Annotated in this window: 15 protein-coding genes, 1 tRNA gene and 1 pseudogene; 6 read left to right on the forward strand and 11 right to left on the reverse strand. The window is 71.5% G+C overall.

The features are described from left to right. The 3 genes from otsB to ABID81_RS01290 all read right to left on the reverse strand — a co-directional run bounded on the left by otsB (position 1) and on the right by ABID81_RS01290 (position 3,151). Entirely contained in the window at positions 1-777 is a 777-nt protein-coding gene (gene otsB, locus ABID81_RS01280) for a trehalose-phosphatase (protein ID WP_354593035.1), read from the reverse strand. Further along, positions 774-2,273: an alpha,alpha-trehalose-phosphate synthase (UDP-forming) gene (gene otsA, locus ABID81_RS01285; protein ID WP_354593036.1), complete on the reverse strand. Its 1,500-nt coding sequence runs from the start codon at positions 2,271-2,273 to the stop codon at positions 774-776. The genes otsB and otsA overlap by 4 nt, the downstream gene beginning before the upstream one ends. Positions 2,274-2,380: 107 nt before the next feature. After that, complete coding sequence (locus ABID81_RS01290; protein ID WP_354593037.1) at positions 2,381-3,151, reverse strand: fructosamine kinase family protein; 771 nt, start codon at positions 3,149-3,151, stop codon at positions 2,381-2,383. An 18-nt stretch (positions 3,152-3,169) separates the two neighbouring features. Here ABID81_RS01290 and ABID81_RS01295 point away from each other — a divergent pair, with 18 nt between their 5' ends. Together ABID81_RS01295 and ABID81_RS01300 are read left to right on the forward strand one after the other, a co-directional pair. Beyond that, positions 3,170-4,210, forward strand: coding sequence for a magnesium transporter CorA family protein (locus tag ABID81_RS01295; RefSeq protein ID WP_354593038.1), 1,041 nt, complete (start codon positions 3,170-3,172; stop codon positions 4,208-4,210). Positions 4,211-4,293: 83 nt separating this feature from the next. Further along, a pseudogene (locus ABID81_RS01300) lies at positions 4,294-5,001 on the forward strand (sugar phosphate isomerase/epimerase family protein); the annotation flags it as partial. A 113-nt stretch (positions 5,002-5,114) separates the two neighbouring features. On the opposite strand, the gene ABID81_RS01305 reads toward ABID81_RS01300, so the two are convergent. Continuing rightward, positions 5,115-6,269, reverse strand: a complete 1,155-nt coding sequence (locus tag ABID81_RS01305) for an SLC13 family permease (protein WP_354593039.1) — start codon at positions 6,267-6,269, stop codon at positions 5,115-5,117. A gap of 122 nt (positions 6,270-6,391) precedes the next feature. On the opposite strand from ABID81_RS01305, the gene ABID81_RS01310 reads away from it, so the two are divergent. Then, on the forward strand, positions 6,392-6,571 hold the full coding sequence (locus ABID81_RS01310; RefSeq protein WP_194594218.1) for a hypothetical protein: 180 nt from the start codon (positions 6,392-6,394) through the stop codon (positions 6,569-6,571). Positions 6,572-6,655: 84 nt separating this feature from the next. On the opposite strand, the gene ABID81_RS01315 is transcribed toward ABID81_RS01310, so the two are convergent. The 5 genes from ABID81_RS01315 to ABID81_RS01335 all read right to left on the reverse strand — a co-directional run bounded on the left by ABID81_RS01315 (position 6,656) and on the right by ABID81_RS01335 (position 11,753). Then, complete coding sequence (locus ABID81_RS01315; RefSeq protein ID WP_354593040.1) at positions 6,656-7,948, reverse strand: mechanosensitive ion channel family protein; 1,293 nt, start codon at positions 7,946-7,948, stop codon at positions 6,656-6,658. Between the two features lie 118 nt (positions 7,949-8,066). Further along, a complete protein-coding gene (locus ABID81_RS01320) occupies positions 8,067-8,306 on the reverse strand; it encodes a hypothetical protein (protein ID WP_143048533.1) in 240 nt (79 codons plus the stop codon). Positions 8,307-8,538: 232 nt separating this feature from the next. Then, positions 8,539-9,453, reverse strand: a complete 915-nt coding sequence (locus ABID81_RS01325) for a glycine betaine ABC transporter substrate-binding protein (protein ID WP_354593041.1) — start codon at positions 9,451-9,453, stop codon at positions 8,539-8,541. Between the two features lie 75 nt (positions 9,454-9,528). After that, positions 9,529-10,485 (reverse strand): ABC transporter permease, encoded by a 957-nt coding sequence (locus ABID81_RS01330; protein ID WP_354593042.1) that lies wholly within the window; start codon positions 10,483-10,485, stop codon positions 9,529-9,531. Further along, the gene (locus ABID81_RS01335; protein ID WP_354593043.1) at positions 10,482-11,753 is read right to left on the reverse strand and encodes a quaternary amine ABC transporter ATP-binding protein; all 1,272 of its coding nucleotides are present in this window, start codon (positions 11,751-11,753) and stop codon (positions 10,482-10,484) included. Before ABID81_RS01335 ends, ABID81_RS01330 begins: the two co-directional genes overlap by 4 nt. Positions 11,754-12,233: 480 nt before the next feature. Between ABID81_RS01335 and ABID81_RS01340 the strand changes: the two genes are divergently transcribed. Next, positions 12,234-13,772, forward strand: coding sequence for an amino acid permease (locus ABID81_RS01340; protein WP_354593044.1), 1,539 nt, complete (start codon positions 12,234-12,236; stop codon positions 13,770-13,772). Positions 13,773-14,173: 401 nt separating this feature from the next. Here the strand turns inward: ABID81_RS01340 and ABID81_RS01345 are convergent. Then, a tRNA-Lys gene (locus tag ABID81_RS01345) sits at positions 14,174-14,246 on the reverse strand. Positions 14,247-14,344: 98 nt separating this feature from the next. Between ABID81_RS01345 and bcp the strand changes: the two genes are divergently transcribed. Then, the gene (gene bcp, locus ABID81_RS01350) at positions 14,345-14,815 is read left to right on the forward strand and encodes a thioredoxin-dependent thiol peroxidase (protein WP_354593045.1); all 471 of its coding nucleotides are present in this window, start codon (positions 14,345-14,347) and stop codon (positions 14,813-14,815) included. Between the two features lie 133 nt (positions 14,816-14,948). Here bcp and ABID81_RS01355 read toward each other — a convergent pair whose 3' ends face one another. Continuing rightward, positions 14,949-15,404 (reverse strand): hypothetical protein, encoded by a 456-nt coding sequence (locus ABID81_RS01355; protein ID WP_354593046.1) that lies wholly within the window; start codon positions 15,402-15,404, stop codon positions 14,949-14,951. Between the two features lie 169 nt (positions 15,405-15,573). On the opposite strand from ABID81_RS01355, the gene ABID81_RS01360 reads away from it, so the two are divergent. Next, the gene (locus tag ABID81_RS01360; RefSeq protein ID WP_043594001.1) at positions 15,574-15,822 is read left to right on the forward strand and encodes a WhiB family transcriptional regulator; all 249 of its coding nucleotides are present in this window, start codon (positions 15,574-15,576) and stop codon (positions 15,820-15,822) included. Positions 15,823-15,832: the final 10 nt, after the last annotated feature.

Genomic DNA, 15,832 nt, shown 5'->3' on the forward strand with positions numbered 1-15,832 from the left:
TCAGGCATGCCCCAGGTGCTCGCGCAGACCGGCCAACTCGGCGAGCAGGTCGGCCACGGCCGCGGGGTCGGCGACGCGGTGCATCGCCCGGGTCTCGCCCGGCCCGACCTTGAGCGAGAGGTCGCCGTCGCCGAGTGCCCGGAAGCCGTCCTCGTCGGTGACGTCGTCGCCCGCGTAGAGCACGCCGGTGGCACCCACGACCTCGCGCAGTCGCTCGATGCCGTCGTCCTTGCCCGTGGCGCGCACGGCGAACTCGAGGACGTTCTTGCCCACCCGCTCGTGCATGCCGCCGAGGGCGCCGACCGCCTCGCGCGCGGACGCGTGCACCGCCTCGGTCGTCGCCTCGTCCGCCAGCCGGGTGTGGAGGGCCAGGCCCGCGGGTTTCTCTTCGACGAACACGCCCTCGTGCCCCTCCGCGACGCGGTGCACGGCCTCGGACAGGCGGGCCCTGGCGGCCCGTTCGTCGTCGCTCAGCGACGTCTCGTGGCCGTCCACCCGCACCTCGATGCCGTGCGATCCCACGAGCAGGACCTCGTCGGGCGTCCGGCTGACCTCGGCGAGGGACGCGAGATCTCGCCCCGACACGAGGGCGACGGTGGTCTGCTCGAGGGCCGAGAGGCGCCGGATGGCGTCCATCGCCTCGGGCAGGGCCCTGGCCTGCAAGGGCGCGTCGACCTCGGGGGCCAGCGTCCCGTCGAAGTCGAGGGCCACCAGGAGACGCGGGGTCGTGGCGAGGCGACCGAGCGCGTCGCTCAGGGCCAGGGCGTCGGCGGTCACGAGGCGTCACCGCCCGTCGAGCCGTCGGCGGGCACGGGCGTGATCTGCTGCCCGGGACGGACGTTCTCGAGTGCCTGCAGGAACGACGCCGACCACTTGGCCACGTCGTTCTCGAGCACCCGGCGACGCAGCGCCCGCATGCGCGTGGTGCGGTCGCGCTTGGGCATCTCGACGGCCCGCATGATGGTGTTCTTCAGCCCACCGATGTCGTGGGGGTTGATCAGCAGGGCGCTCTTGAGCTCGTCGGCGGCGCCGGCGAACTCGCTGAGCACGAGCACCCCGTCGTTGTCGCGGCGCACGGCCACGTACTCTTTGGCGACGAGGTTCATGCCGTCGCGCAGGGCCGTGACGAGCATGATGTCGGCCGCCAGGTATAGCGCCACCATCTCTTCGCGCGGGTACCCGTGGTGGTGGTAGCTGATGGCCGTGTGGCTCATCGTCCCGTAGTCGCCGTTGACGCGACCGACGGTCAGCTCGATCTCGTCGCGCAGCAGCTTGTAGGTCTCGACCCGCTCGCGGCTCGGGCTCGCGACCTGCACGAGCGTGGCGTCCTCGACGCTCAGCCGGCCGTCGGCGAGCAGCTCGCCGAAGGCCTTCATCCGGTGCCGGATGCCCTTGGTGTAGTCGAGCCGGTCGACGCCCAGCATGATCGTCTTGGGGTTGCCGAGGCCCTCGCGGATCTCGCGGGCCCTCGCCTGGACGTCGGGTCGCGCGGCCAGCTCTTCGTAGCTCGCGGCGTCGATCGAGATGGGGAAGTGCTTGGCGAGCACGCGGCGCACCTTCGTGCCGCGGCGCGAGACCGGTGCGGACTCGTCGTCGACGGGCACCTCGATGTAAGGCCGGGTCGTCGAGTACCCGAGCAGGTGCCGGACGGCCCGCGAGAAGTTCGACGCGTCGTCGGCCCGCTGGAACCCGATGACGTCGGCGCCGAGCAGGCCCTCGACGATCTGCTGACGCCACGGCAGCTGCGAGAAGATGCCGAGCGGCGGGAAGGGGATGTGGTTGAAGAACCCGATGGTGACGTCGGGGCGGGCCTCGCGCAGCATCTTCGGCACGAGCTGCAGCTGGTAGTCCTGCACCCAGATGGTGCCGCCCTCTTCGGTGACCTCGGCCGCCCGGTCGGCGAACCGCTGGTTGACCTGAACGTAGGACTCCCACCAGACGCGGTGGTACGTGGGCGCGGCGATGACGTCGTGGTACAGCGGCCAGAGCGTGTCGTTGCTGAAGCCCTCGTAGTAGCGCTGGACCTCGTCGGCGCTGAGCGGGACGGGCACGATCTCGATGCCGTCGGACTCGAAGGGCTCGAACTCGAGGTCGGGCTGCCCGGCCCAGCCCACCCAGGCGCCGTCGTTGGCCTTCATGACCGGCTCGAGGGCGGTGACGAGACCGCCGGGCGAGTGCTGCCACGACGCGGAGCCGTCGTCGGCGATGACGCGGTCGACGGGCAGGCGGTTGGAGACGACGACGAAGCCGTAGCGTTCGGGGGTGTCAGGCATGGGGGTGGATCAGCTCCTGTGGGTCGCCCGCACGGACGCGGGACGGCCAGATTATCAGCGGCACCCCAGGCACCTCCCGGACGGTCGCGTACCCCGGGGCGCCGCGGTCAGACCAGGCGCAGGGTCGCCTGGGCCGCACGGACCAACGCCACGCCGTAGCTCGGCCCGTGACCGGCGGCGTGCACGGCCAGCGGGTGCAGCTGGTGCAGCGGCACGCGCCCACGCCACCCCTCGCGCAGCGGCGAGCGCGCGTCGTACCCGGCCAGCACGTCGTCGAGGTGCGGGCAGCCGAACAGGGCCAGCATCGCCAGGTCGGTCTCGGGGTGGCCGCCGTGGGCGGCCGGGTCGATCAGCACCACTCCCCCGTCGTCGAAGAGCACGTTGCCGCTCCACAGGTCGCCGTGCAGCCGTGCCGGAGCGGCGTCGTCGTCGAAGGCGCCCTCGGCCACGACGCGGCAGGCGCGCTCGATGGTCTCGAGGCCCGCCCGGTCGAGGGTGCCCGCCCGGACGGCGACGCGGGCGTAGGGCAGGACGCGCTGCTCGGCGTAGAAGGCGCCCCAGGTGGGCTTCGGGCGCACGCTCATCGCGCGGCTGCCGATGAAGCACGGCCCCGTCCACCCCCGGGGAGGCGCGCCGAACGCGTCCGCGCCGCTCGCGTGGGTCACCGCGAGCGCCGCGCCGAAGGCCCGCGCGGCCTCGGCCGTCGGACGGACCTCGTGCACGGGGTCGAGGTCGATGCGCCCCGGGGACGCGGCCTGCACGCCCACGGTGCGCGCGCCTCCACGGGGCGTGGCCTCGGCGAGCCAGGCGAGCCCGGCGGCCTCGGCCTCGAAGAAGCCCGCGGGGGCGCCGGCCCGCTGCTTCGTGTACGTGGTCACGGGAATAGCATGCGCCTCATGACCGACACCCGCCCCCCACGCACCGAGGGCTCCCCCGCCACGGCCGACGGGGGCACCCCGTCCGGCACCACCACCATCACGCGGGCCTACCGCGACGGCGAGCTGGTCGCCCACGGGTTCCCGTTGCACGAGGTGAGCGACCACCTCGAGACCGAGGGGTGCCACGTCTGGGTCGACTTCACCGACCCCACCGCCGACGACCTCGCCGCCCTCGAGGACGAGCTCGGCCTGCACGAGCTCGCGGTCGAGGACGCGCTGCAGGACGGGCAGCGCCCCAAGATCGACCGGTACGACGGGCACCTCTTCGCGGCCCTCTACGACGTGAGGTTCGACCGGGCCACCGGCGTCCTGACCCCGAGCGAGGTCAAGGCGTTCATCTCGGGGCGGGCGCTCGTGACGATCCACCACCCCGAGTTCGACGTCTCGCGACTCGAGACGACCTACGACGAGAACGCCGACCTCGCACCGCACGGCGTCACGTACCTGCTGTGGGGGCTGCTCGACTGCGTCGTCGACCGGCACTTCGAGGCGACGGACGCCCTCGACGACGAGATCGAGGGCATCGCCGAGGACCTCTTCGACCCCAAGCCCCGGACGATCGACGTGCAGAAGCGCTCGTTCGCCCTGCGCAAGAGCCTCGTCCAGCTGCGTCGGGTGGCCTCGCCGATGCGCGAGGTCCTGAACACCCTGCTGCGCCGCGACCTGAAGGAGGTCGACGCCGACATGCAGCCGTACTTCCAGGACGTGTACGACCACGTGCTGCGCGTGGCCGAGCAGAACGACTCGCTGCGCGACCTCGTGTCGACCATCCTCGACACCAACCTCAACCTGCAGTCGAACCGCATGAACCTCATCATGAAGAAGGTCACGAGCTGGGCGGCGATCATCGCGGTGCCCACGGCGATCACGGGCTTCTACGGCCAGAACGTGCCGTACCCCGGGTTCCAGTCCCCCGCCGGCTTCGTCACCTCGTGCGTGCTGATCGTCGCCATCGGCGGCGTGCTCTGGTGGCAGTTCAAGCGCCGCGACTGGTTGTAGCCCGGCGTTCGCGCACCGTTCACCGCCGGGGCGTCGTCCGGGGCCCGCGCCGGTCGTAGCCTGGCCGCGTGATCACGGTCGGAATGAGCACGTCCTGCGTCTTCCCGCTGTCGACCGACGAGGCCTTCCGGCTGGCGCGGCTCACCGGATGCGACGGGGTCGAGGTGATGGTGACCGCCGACCGATCGACCCGCGACGCCGGGCTGCTGCGGGCCGCGACCGCCCGCTGGGGCCTGCCGGTGCTCTCGGTGCACGCGCCGGTGCTGCCCGTGGCGCACTTCGCGTTCGGCCGTGACCAGGTCGACAAGCTGCGCCGGTCGGCCGAGCTGGCCCTCGCGCTGGGCGCCGCGACCGTCGTCGTGCACCCGCCGTTCGCCTGGCAGCGGTCGTTCGCCGCGCGCTTCGTCGACGTCGTCCGCGAGGTCACCGAGGCGACGGGCGTCGTCCTCGCCGTCGAGAACATGTTCCCGCTGCGTCTCGGTCCGGTCGGCCTCGACCCCTACCGTCCGGGCCACGACCCGTCGTCGGTCGACGTCGACGCGGCCACGCTCGACTTCTCGCACGCCGCCGTCGCCGGCCGGGACGCGCTCGACCTCGCCCTCGCGCTCGGACCGCGGCTGCGCCACGTCCACCTCACCGACGGCCTCGTGTCGGCACGCCCGGGCGGACTGCACGACCAGCACCTGGTGCCGGGGCACGGCACCCAGCCCGTCGCCGAGGTGCTGACCCACCTGGCCCGGACGGGGTGGTCGGGCACCGTCGCGGCCGAGGTGCACACGCGGGGAGACGAGGAGGCGCGGGTCGCGTCGTTGACGGAGACCGTCGCGTTCGCGCGTCGTCACCTCGCGACCGCGCCGTCGTCGGGCACGACCGCCCCACCCACGGGCCGACCCGCCCGGGGGCGTCAGGCGAGCAGCACCGTCGCCACCACCGCGAGCGGCACGGCGACGACCGCCACGCCGAGGCCGGCCGACATGAAGCGGCCCCACGACACCTCGACGCCCATCGACGACAGCCTCGAGTGCCAGAGCAGCGTCGCGAGCGACGCCCACGGCGTGACGAGGCAGCCGATGTTGACGCCCACGAGCACCGCGACGAGCCGCAAGGGCGACCCGGCGACGGGCTCGAGGGCGAGGTAGGCCGGCAGGTTGTTGGCCACGTTGGCGGCGACGGCGCTGCCACCCGCCAGGCGCAACAGGTCGGGCAGCTGGTCGCCCGTCCCGACGACGGCCCCGAGCAGGTCGGCGAGCCCCAGCGAATGGGCGGCTTCGACGACCAAGAACAGACCCCCGGCGAAGAGCAACGTCCCCCACGGCACGAGCCCGAGCCGCAGGACCTCCCGGCGCCTGACCGCCGTCGCCACGACGAGCACGAGCGCCGCGACCGCGGCCGGGATCCACACCTCGAGGCCCGAGACCAGGGCCGGCACGAGCAGTCCGGTGGCGACCGCCGCGACGCCGAAGAGGACGCGGTCGGCGACCGGTTCGGCCGACGGCGCGTCGAACCGGCCCATGAGCTGACGCCGGTAGCGCAGTCCGATCGCGACGACCGGCACGACCACCCCGACGACCGCCGCCGGGGCGACCAGCGCGGCGAACTGCACCGGCGCCGGTGACCCGAGCTCGTGCAGCGCGAGCAGGTTCGTCAGGTTCGAGACCGGCAGCAACATCGAGGCGCAGTTCGCGAGCCACACGGTCGTGAGCGCGAAGGGCATCGGCGGCAGGCCCGCGTGTCGCGCGACGATGACGACCACGGGCGTCAGCAGCACCGCGGTCGTGTCGAGCGACAGGAAGACCGTGCACAGCACGGCGAGGGCGACGACGAAGAGCCACAGCACGAGCACCCGGCCGTGGGCGAGACGGGCCGAGGCGGAGGCCAGCCAGGCGAAGAGCCCGGCCTCGGCGGCCAGCTCGGCGACGACGGTCAGGCCGACGACGAAGCCCAGCACGGGGGCGACGCGTTCGACCAGGGCCAGCAGTTCGTCGGCGGTCAGGACGCCGGTGACCACGGCGACGAGGCCGAGCACCACGAACACCCCTCCGAGCACGGCAGTGCGCACGGCATTCTCCTTCGACCGCGGGACGCACCGGCACGGGTCGCCGGGCAGCTCAACCTACCCCCACCCGGACTCGCCGGGCGCCACGCGGTACCGTGGGCGAAACGACCCCTGGGAGCCCCACCGTGCGCAAATTCCTCTTCAACGGCGCGATCATCAGCGCGATCTTCTCCGGCATCAGCCTGCTCAAGAGCCTCAGCGCCGGCCCGCGCGACTGGCGTCTCGCCCTCATGGCGATCAGCTGGGCGGCGTCCACCGCGATCGCCGTGGGCAACGTGCTCGAGGCCGCGAACGACGACGACTGACGTCGGGCCGAGACACGGAGGAGGCGCGTCCCGCTCTGGTGGGGCGCGCCTCCTTCGCCGTGTGGCCGGGTCGTGACCGACGCGTCAGCGTCGGCCGCCGACGCCGGGCGTCGGGCCCTCCGGGGCGCCGTCCGGGCGACCCGTCGGTCGCCCGTCGGGACGACCGGCGACGTGCGGGTCGTGCTCGGCCTCGGCCCCGAGGCTGGCCTCGTACTCGGCGATGTCGTGGAGCGGGATGGCCGCCGTGAACAGCGCCGTGCGCTCGGAGCCGGCGTTGTCGCCGCTGAACAGGCCCGAGGCGTCCGAGGTCGACCGCGCGGCGCGACCCGTCGGGACGGGTTCGGCCTCGACCATCTGCACGCGGGTCCGAGGGATCGACTGCGGGCTCTTCGCGTGCAGCCAGGCGATGAGGTCCTCTCGCACCAGGCACCGGAGGTCGAACAGGGTCGCCGCGTCCCTCGCGGTCACGAGCACCCGCACCCTGACGTAGCCGGCCTGCGCGTCGGTCACCTGCAGCACCTTGGTGCGCCCGTCCCACAGGTCGGTGCCCGCGAGGATCACGTCGAGCTCCCTCCGCATGGCCCCGGGGTCGACGCGCCAGTCGAGGTCGAACTCGACGGCGCCGAGCAGCTCGCTGTTGCGACGCGTCCAGTTCTCGAACGGCGTGGTCGTGAAGTAGGTCGAGGGCAGCACGAGACGACGGTCGTCCCAGACGTGCACGACGACGTACGACAGGGTGATCTCCTCGATCAGCCCCCACTGCCCCTCGACCACCACCACGTCGTCGATGCGGATGGCGTCGCTGAAGGCGAGTTGGATGCCGGCGAACACGTTGGCGAGGGTCGACTGCGCCGCGAGGCCGGCGACGACCGAGACGAGGCCGGCACTCGCGAGGACGCTGGCTCCCACGGCCTCGACGCCCGGGAAGCCCAGCAGCACGGTGCCCGCGGCGAGGATCACGATGAGGGCCACGGTCAGGCGCCGCAGGATGAGCACCTGGGTGCGCACCCGGCGGGCGACCCGGTTGTCGGGGGTGTCGACCCGGTAGCGCGAGAGCCCGAGGTCCTCGAAGAAGATGGCGAGTGCGCCGACGAACCAGGCGACGACGACGATGATCGCGCAGCGGAACAGTTGCGACACCCAGCCCTCGCCCGGGTAGTCGGCCGGCAGCAGCGAGTCGAACGACGTGGTCAGGGCCACCACCAGCAGGACGACGAGCAGGGTGACGCGGAACGGCCGGCGCATGCGCTTGACGAAGGCCTGGGCCCACTCCTTGCGCTTGGCGACGACCCCCACGACGGCGCCGACGACGGCCGAGACGACGAAGGTGAGGACGACGGCGGCGACGAGCGAGATGACGAGCTGGATCCAAGGCATCCGTCGATGCTGACGCATGACGCACGGCGGCGTCGCGGCCAGGGGGCCCGGGCGACGGAACGGTGAGGCGATCCACAGCTTGCTGTCACCCGCGCGTCATGCCGGCACGGGCGATGCGTCAGATGGAGCGCTTGCGCTGTCGCAGCGCCTCGAGGGCGAGCCCCTCGGAGGGGTAGCGTCCGACGACCTCGCCCCAGCGGGGGTCGGCTCCGCGCAGGGCGACGAACGTGCCCTGCTCGGCCCGGACGTGGCCGAGGACGCGGTCGGGGGTCGACACCTGGACGAGGTCGGACGAGACGGTGCGCGTGATGACGCGGGCCATTCTCCTCAGGACGTCGGTCGGTGCGGTGGTGCTCACGGGTGGTGCCTCTCGTGGTGCGGTGTGCTGGTGCGGTGGTGCGTCGATCGGGTGACGCCCGTCGACGACGCTACCCGCGCCTCCCGGGGCGTGACCTCGGGGTTCGCTGTGCGTCGGGTGTCGTCCGGCTGTGGTTTCGCCCGGCCGGCGTCACCCGACCGCCTCCGGGCGGCGGCGCGTCGACGCCCCGGGCGAGCGGTGCTCGGCCGGGGCGTCGTCGTGCGGGGTCGGGTCAGCTGGTGAGGCCGTCGACGTAGTCCTGGTTCTCGGAGATCCACTTCTCCACGACCGGGGCGTAGTCGTCGCCGTCGACCTCCTCGCCGTTGAACATGGCGTTCTCGAGCGACGACAGCGTCTCGGTGTCCATCGTGAAGCCCTGCAGCCACTCGGTCAGCTGCGGGAAGTCCGCGGTGAAGCTCTTGCCGCCGAACGAGTGGATGCCCTCGGCGTCGCCCAGGGTGCCCTCGGGGTCGGCGAGGTCCTTGATCGGGAACGCGTCGTAGGCCCAGTGCGGGCTCCACAGCGTCACGGCGATGTCCTCGCCGGCGTCGGTCGCGCTCTTCAGCTCGGTGAGCATGGCCGCCGTCGACGAGGTCTGCAGCTGCATGTCGCCCAGACCGTACGTCGGGATGGTCTCGTCCTGCACGGCCGCCGTCAGGCCGGCGCCCGGCTCGATGCCGACGATCGTGCCGCCGAACAGGTCGGCGTTCGCCGCCAGTTCGTCGAGCGAGTCGATCGGGGCGTCCTCGTTGACGGCGACGGCGAGCTTGGCACCGTCGTTCCAGGCGCCGAGGTCGGTCAGGTCGTCGCCGTACTGCTCGATGTACGACGCGTGGGTGGTCGGCAGCCAGGTGTCGAGCACGACGTCGTAGTCGTCGGTGGTGAGGCCGCTGTAGACGGGGGCGACGTCCGCCGGCTTGAGGTTCACGGTGTAGCCCTTCTCCTCGAGGACGGTCTTCCACAGCCACGAGGCCGCGATGCCCTCGTCCCAGCCGTTGAAGACGGCGAGGTCGACGACGGCCTGGTCGCCGTTGTCGAGCGTCTCGCCCGCGGCCGACGAGCTGCTGCCGGGAGGCGAGCAGGCGGCCAGGCCGAGGACGGCGGTGGTGCCGAGGGCGATCGATGCGGCGATGGTGCGCTTCTTCATGTGGTCCTTTCGGGTGGTGCAGGAGGCGCGGGTGGGGTGTGCCGGGGCGGCACCCGTCCCGCAGGTGATGGGGGTCTAGGCCGAGGCCGTCGCGGGTTCGCGGCGGTCGGCGGGAGGCAGCGGCTGCTCGGCCCCTGCCCGGTCGGGGGCCGGGGCCGGCGGGACGGACCGGCGGTTCCCCGCACGGGCCACCCGCCGGCTGTGACGGTCGGAGCCGAGGGCCGCCGTCATGCGGTCGAGCACGATGGCGAGGACGACGACCGAGACGCCGGCCTCGGCGCCCAGCCCCACGTCGATGCGGTTGAGGCTCGCGACGATGTCGCCGCCGAGCCCGCCCGCGCCGACCATGCCGGCGATGACGACCATCGAGAGCGAGAGCATGATCACCTGGTTGACGCCGGCCATGATGCTGGGCTTCGCGAGCGGCAGCTGGATCTGTCGCAGGATGCGCCACGGCGACGAACCGAACGCCTGGCCGGCCTCGACCACCTCCTTGTCGACTCCGCGGATGCCGAGCTCGGTGAGGCGGACGCCGGGGGCCATGGCGAAGACGATGGTCGCGACGATGCCGGGCACGACGCCGACGCGGAACAGCAGCAGGGCGGGGATCAGGTAGACGAACGCGGGCGTCGTCTGCATGAAGTCGAGCACGGGTCGGATGATCTGCGACGCGACGGTCGACTTCGCCGCGAGCACCCCGAGCGGGATGCTCAACGCGATGGCGAGCGTGCTGGCCACGAGCACGAGGGCGAGGCTCGACATCGCGTTCTCCCACTGGTTCACCGAGCCGATGAACAGCAGGCCCACGGCCGTGCCGACCGCGAACCTCCAGCCCTTCGCGACGAAGGCGAGGGCCGCGATGACGATCACGACCGCCCAGAACGGAGGCGCGCTCAAGAAGTACGCGACCCACTCGTAGAAGAAGGAGAACACCAGGCGGACGACGTCGAAGAAGCCGCCGAGGTTCGTCGTGACCAGGTCGACGACGTCCGAGACCCAGGAGCCGAAGGGGATGCGCAGGTACTCGTTCATCGGGTGGCTCCTTCGAGGGTGGCGTCGAGCTCGACGTCCGAGATGCGGGTGACGGGTTCGAGCACGGGGACGGGGGAGGTGGTCGTGTCGACGTTGCCGAGGGCCGCGAGCAGCGTGACGCGCGGGATGACGCCCAGCAGACGGTCGGCGTCGTCGACGACGGCGATCGGCAGCGGGCTCTCGACGGCGAGCTCGAACAGGTCGACGAGGGCCGCGTCGGGCCCGACCTTCGAGAACTCGGCGTTGACGACGGCCGCGAGGTCGGTGTCGTTCGCCTTGACCTGCCGCATGACGTGGCGGTCGCGCACCCAGCCGAGCAGCTTGCGGTCGCGACCGGTGACGAAGAGGGCGGCGGTCTGCAGGTCGCGGAGCGACCGCAGGGCGCCGCGCGGACCGACCGTCAGGGGGACGACGGCGCGGGCGGGCTCCATGACGCTCGCCGCGGTGAGGACGCGCGCCCGGTCGACGTCCTGCACGAACTGGGCGACGTAGTCGTTGGCCGGGTCGGTCAGGATGTCCTCGGGCGTGCCGATCTGCACGATGCGTCCGTCGCGCATGACGGCGATGCGGTCGCCGAGGAACATCGCCTCGTTGAGGTCGTGGGTGATGAAGACGATGGTCTTGCCGAGCTTCGCCTGCAACTCGACGAGCTGCTCCTGCATCTCGCGCCGGATCAGCGGATCGAGGGCCGAGAAGGCCTCGTCCATCAGCAGGATGTCCGTCTCGGCGGCGAGGGCGCGGGCGAGGCCGACGCGCTGCTGCATGCCGCCGGAGAGCTGGCTCGGCAACTCGTCCTCCCACCCGGCGAGCCCGACGATCTCGGTGACCTCGCGGGCCTTGGCGAGGCGCGTCGCCTTGGCGACGCCCTGCACCTCGAGGCCGTAGGCGACGTTGTCGAGGACGGTCCGGTGCGGCAGGAGGGCGAAGTGCTGGAACACCATCGAGACGTCCTTGCGACGCACCTCGCGGAGCCTCTTCGCCGGGACGTCCGAGATCCGGGCACCGGCGACCTCGACCGAACCGGAGGTGGGCTCGAGGAGTCCGTTGAGCATGCGGATGAGCGTCGACTTGCCCGAGCCGCTCAGCCCCATGACGACGAAGATCTCTCCGGGCTGCACGTCGAACGAGGCGTCGATGACGGCGGCGGTGCCGAGGCCCGCGGCCTCGGTGCGCGAGGCACCGGCCTCGAGTCGGGCGACGGCGTCCTCGGGTCGGCGACCGAACACCTTGTACAGGTTCCGGGCACGCACGGCAGGCGTTGTGGTCACAGGTGTCTCCAGGCACGCCGAGGGGGCACCGGCCGCTCGGGCCGGCTCGCCGTCGGCGGCGATCGGGTCGGGCGGACGGGTCGACGACGCGTGCGGATCGTGTCGGCTCAAGCCCACCGTGGTGTCACGGGGCGAACCTGACCTCCGCCGGGTCGGTCATGGGACCGGACCCTCGCGCCAGCAGACCGTACGACGACCTTCGTCCGACCGGGTCGGACCATCGGGCGGCGCGTCCTGATGATGACGGGCCCGGTCTCCCGGGCCTCGACGAACGTAGCCGACATCTGTCGTCGATCCCAACGGCGAACGGGCACGGAGGGGGCGCAGGACCCCACCTTCGACGGCGTGTCGCCCGGAGGCACGGGGATCGTGATCGTTTCGCATTCGTTACCCGGCCGTGAATCGACCCCGCGCCTCCTGGGGGTTCGCCCGGCGGCCGGTCGCCACGCGGCCGGACCGGATAGGGGCTACGGTCGACCGATGACGAGTCCCACGAACGGGGGCGGCGACGCCTCGACCGAGACGCACCTGCCCCAAGACTTCTCACACGAGCAAGAGGGCTTCCAGCACGGGCTGAAACCCCGCCAGCTGCAGATGATCGCCATCGGCGGCGCGATCGGCACGGGTCTCTTCCTCGGCGCCGGCGGCCGCCTGGCGTCGGCCGGCCCGGCGCTCGCGATCGTCTTCGCGATCTGCGGCGTGTTCGCCTTCTTCATCCTGCGTGCGCTCGGCGAGCTGGTGCTGCACCGCCCGTCGTCCGGTTCGTTCGTCTCGTACGCTCGGGAGTTCTTCGGCGAGAAGTTCGCCTACGCGGCCGGCTGGATGTACTTCTTGAACTGGGCCATGACCGCCATCGTCGACGTCACCGCGGTCGCCCTCTACCTCCACTACTGGTCGGCCTTCACGGCGGCGCCCGACTGGCTGCTGGCGCTCGTCGCGCTGGCGGTCGTGCTGTCGGTCAACCTGCTGGCCGTCAAGGTCTTCGGCGAGATGGAGTTCTGGTTCGCCATCATCAAGGTGGCGGCCCTCGTGGTGTTCCTGGTGGTCGGCGTCGTGTGGTTGGCCGCCGCGTTCCCGGTCTCGCACGACGGTGCCGCCGTCGACACCGGCTGGGGTCTCGTGGCGTCGTCGGGCGTCCTGCCGAACGGCCTGCTGCCGGCGGTCATCGTGGTGCAGGGCGTCGTCTTCGCCTACGCGGCCATCGAACTGGTGGGGACGGCGTCGGGTGAGACGCAGGACCCCGAGAAGGTCGTGCCGCGCGCGATCAACACGGTCATCATCCGCATCGCGGTGTTCTACGTCGGCTCGCTCGTGCTGCTGTCGCTGCTGCTGCCCTACACGGCGTACAAGGCCGGCGAGAGCCCGTTCGTGACGTTCTTCAGCAGCATCGGCAGCCCCGAGGTGGGTGACGTCGCGGGGTCGATCATGAACTTCGTCGTGGTGACGGCGGCGCTGTCGAGCCTCAACGCGGGCCTGTACTCGACCGGCCGGGTGCTGCACTCGATGGGCATGAACGGCTCGGCACCGAAGTTCACGACGAAGATGTCGAAGGGCGGCGTGCCGTTCGGCGGCATCCTGCTGACGGCGAGCATCACGTTGCTGGGCGTGTTCTTGAACGCGATCGTCGGGGCGAACACGGCGTTCGAGATCGTGTTGAACATCGCGTCGCTCGGCATCCTGACGGCCTGGGGCACGATCATCCTGTGCCAGATGCGGCTGCGCCAGTGGGCGAAGCAGGGCAAGGCGAAGGAGCCCTCCTTCAAGCTGCCGGGCGCGCCGGTCACGAGCTACCTGACGTTGGCCTTCCTGGCCGCGGTGATCGTCCTCATGGCGATCGACTGGCCGATCGGGTCGTTCACCGTCATGTCGCTCGTCGTGATCGTCCCGCTGCTGATGCTCGGTTGGCACCTGCAGCGCGACCGCATCCTCGCGGCCGCCCGCCTGCGCGAGGGCATGACCGGCCCCTACCCCGTGACCGGCCGCGACGCCGCCTCGCAGGTCCCCCGCGACGGCCAGTAGGCGCCCCACCCCGGACGCCGGAGGCGCGGGCCGACCCCAGCCCCAGCCCGCGCCTCCCCCGCCCCTGCCCTCTGACGAGCGAAGCGAAGTCACCCCCACCCTGACGAGCGAAGCGAAGTCACCCACCCGCGACAAGCGAAGCGATGTCACCCACGCGTGACGAGCGAAGCGAAGTCACCCCCACCCTGACGAGCGAAGCGAAGTCACCCACCCGCGACGAGCGAAGCGACGTCGCCCCACCCGTGACGAGCGAAGCGACGTCACCCCCGTGCACCGGCGACCTGGCGGGCGCGGCAGGCACCCCGTGCGGGGTGTGCCGCGGTCCGCGGAGCGGACCAAACCCACACGACGAAAGAATCCCCCGGTCCTGCACAGCAGGACACGGGGGACCAATTCTTTCGTGCACCCCCTCGGACTTGAACCGAGAACCCACTGATTAAGAGTCAGTTGCTCTGCCAATTGAGCTAGAGGTGCGAGCTGCGGTGCGTTCCGCAACGAGGAATGACTCTACCATGAGTTCCGACCCCCTCAGAACCACCGGCCCCCTCGGGGCGCCCGCAGATCGGAGCACCATGTCCACGAAGCTCGAGAAGGGCGCCGCGGCGCCGACGTTCACCCTGGACGACGAGAACGGCTCGCCCGTCTCGTTGGCCGACTACTCGGGGCAGAAGGTCATCGTGTACTTCTACCCGGCGGCCTCGACGCCGGGGTGCACGACCGAGGCGTGCGACTTCCGCGACAACATCAACTCGCTGAAGTCGTCGGGCTACCAGGTGCTGGGCGTCTCGAAGGACGCCCCCGCCGCCCTGCAGTCGTTCAAGGACGAGCAGGGGCTGAACTTCCCGCTGCTGAGCGACCCCGACCTGACGGTGCACCAGGCGTACGGCGCCTACGGCGAGAAGAACAACTACGGGCGCATCGTGACGGGCACGATCCGCTCGACGTTCGTCGTCGACGAGCAGGGCGCGGTCGAGCTGCCGCTCTACAACGTCAAGGCGACGGGGCACGTGGCGTCGCTCCGCAAGAAGCTCGGCCTCGACTGACGCCCGGCGGCGACGCGAGCACAGGAGCCACTGCGCCACGACGTGGACATCCCGCCACGAGATCGTGTGGCGGGATGTGTCTTTCGTGGCGGAACGCGGGGCACCGACTGTCGGGAGCCGCTCGTGTCGGGGGTCAGTAGACGTGGGGCTCCTGGTCGCGGGCCGAGGTCGCGGCGACGACCGACGGCACGAGCAGCAGGCCCACGACGGCGACGGCCGGCACGATGAGCGCGACGCCGATGGCCGGGTCGGCGAAGACCCCCTGGAGGCTGCCGAAGCCGACGGCGAACTGGAGCACCTGCCAGACGATCGCGGCCCCGCGGATCCAGGCCCGGCCGCGCAGCGCACCGAGCACGATCGACCCGAGCCAGACGGTCGCGAGCACCGTCAGCACGACGATCGCGACGGCCGAGGGGTACGAGTCCGGGCGGGCCACGATCAGCTCGACGACCAGGAAGACGGCGGTCGCCGCGACGAGCAGGAACTCGGCCGCGAGCAGGACGATCACGACCCAGAGCAGGGCCGGGCGACCCGCCCCGGCAGACCGACCGGTCTCGTCTCGGGGGCCGTCGGTGCCTGCTGTCGTCACGTGTGAGCCTCCCGGAAATCCCTTGATTTGGCCGTACCAGTATGCGACCATATTCGAGGTCGAAGTGACGTGCACATTGCGGTGCGCGCCTCCCGAATTCTTCTCTTTCCCCACCACGAACCAGGCGCCTCGACGTGCCTGGTTCTGCATCTTTAAGGAGTACCCATCGATGGATTGGCGTGACAAAGCCGCTTGCCTGCAGGCTGACCCGGAGCTCTTCTTCCCCGTCGGCAACACCGGCCCCGCCGTCGACCAGATCGACAAGGCCAAGGCCGTGTGCGGACGCTGCACCGTCACCGAGACCTGCCTGCAGTACGCCCTCGAGACCTCGCAGGACTCGGGCGTCTGGGGCGGCCTGAGCGAAGACGAGCGTCGCGCGCTCAAGCGCCGCGCCGCCCGCGCCCGTCGCGCCAGCTGATCATCCGTCG

Source organism: Frigoribacterium sp. PvP054 (genome assembly GCF_040547465.1).
In the GTDB taxonomy this organism is placed as follows: domain Bacteria; phylum Actinomycetota; class Actinomycetes; order Actinomycetales; family Microbacteriaceae; genus Frigoribacterium.